This is a genomic window from Dietzia sp. UBA5065, from assembly GCA_002415925.1.
Lineage (GTDB): Bacteria > Actinomycetota > Actinomycetes > Mycobacteriales > Mycobacteriaceae > Dietzia.
The window spans coordinates 1,585-3,174 of the sequence record DIAZ01000101.1 but is presented as its reverse complement, the minus strand read 5'-3'; the positions used below and the strand labels follow the sequence as shown (position 1 = coordinate 3,174).

The window sequence follows — 1,590 nt, the reverse complement described above, 5'->3', positions numbered from 1 at the left end:
GAGCCAGAGCCGGAGCCGGGGCCGGAGCCGTCCGGGCCGCGGTCGTCGCGGGCGGGTGACCCCGGCGACCGCCACGCGCGTCAACCCTGGCACGCTGGAAGCGCACGTGTAGTCCCGTCCCGCCCCGCGCGCCCGCCCGGCGCCGCCGTCCTCCTGGAGATTCGCCCGTGGACCTGTTCGCGTATCCGGTGTCGCTCGTCATGAAGTTCTGGCACTGGGCGCTGAGCTTCGTCGTGGACCCGGACTCGGGCCTGGCCTGGGTGGGCTCGGTGTTGCTGCTGGTGGTGACCGTGCGGCTGCTGCTCATGCGGTCGATGTACCGGCAGCAGTTCTCCATGCGCAAGATGGCGCAGATCGCTCCCAAGATGAAGGAGCTGCAGAACAAGTACAAGGACCGCAAGTCCCCCGAGGACCGCCAGGAGCAGGCCAAGGAGATGCAGGCGCTGTACGCCGACGCCGGGGTCAACCCCGCCGCCGGCTGCCTGCCGCTGCTCGTGCAGATCCCGGTGTTCATCGGCCTGTACCACGTGCTGCTCAACTTCTCGCCTCCCGGCAAGTCGATCGAGGAGGCCTCGCAGATGACCAACGGGGCGTTCCAGCCCCAGCAGGTCGCCTCGTTCCTCAACGCCGAGATCTTCGGCGTCCCGCTGGCCTCGTACATCCGGATGCCGCAGGAGGTCATGGACTCGCTGCACCCGGGGCTGGTGCGCGAGGACATCCTGGTGCTGGCCGTGCCGCTGTTCGTGCTGGCGGGCATCGCCACCTTCATCAACATGTGGAACTCCTTCCGCCGGCAGAAGGCCGCCAAGGTGGCCGAGCAGGAGGCGCTCGCCCGCGTGGACGCCGAGGAGCGCGCGGGCGGCCCGGTCGTCGACGGCGAGGTGGTCGAGATCGACGGCCAGGCCCCCACCCCCGTCGCAGACGCCGGCGACGCGGCCGACGATTCCGGCGCCCCGGGCGCTCCCGCCAAGGCGGGGGCGGACGCCAAGCCGCAGGACTTCCAGTCGATCGCCGAGTCCATGACCGAGTCGATGAACCAGTCGATGAAGATCATGATGTACCTGTTCCCGTTCTTCCCGATCGTGGGCGCGTACTTCTTCAACTTCCCCATCGCGATCGGCCTGTACTGGCTCACCAACAACATCTGGACCGCGGTGCAGTCGCACTTCTTCATGGAGAGGCTGGACAAGGAGCTCCCCATGAGCAGCCGCGAGGGCCTGCCCCCCAGCGCGTTCATGTAGCCCTCGTCGTCGTCGTCCCGCCCCTGCGCCCCACGGGATGATCGCCGGACCCTTGCCGCCCCCGGGCGGCGGGCGTAGCGTTCACGCTGCACGTCGGCAGGCGCACGGCGCGACCGCGGAGAGATCCCGGTGGCGAGGGGCACCACGCCGAGCACCCGAGTCGAGGAGACCGAAGGACAGTGCTCGACCCCAGGTGAGACCCGGCCCATCCGCCACCTCCCCGGAGCATGCATGTCTTCCCTCGTCCTGTCGGACGTCGCCTACGCGTTCCCCGACCACACCCCCCTCTTCACCGGGCTCGACCTCACCGTGGGCCCCGGCCTCACCGCGCTGATCGGGCGCAACGGCG

The 1,590-nt window shown here is 69.7% G+C and carries 1 protein-coding gene; it reads left to right on the top strand.

The genetic code is table 11. From position 1 onward, the window contains the following. The first annotated feature begins 167 nt into the window (after positions 1-167). The gene (gene yidC / locus B4M60_RS07730; RefSeq protein ID WP_291081938.1) at positions 168-1,241 is read left to right on the top strand and encodes a membrane protein insertase YidC; all 1,074 of its coding nucleotides are present in this window, start codon (positions 168-170) and stop codon (positions 1,239-1,241) included. Positions 1,242-1,590 lie beyond the last annotated feature (349 nt).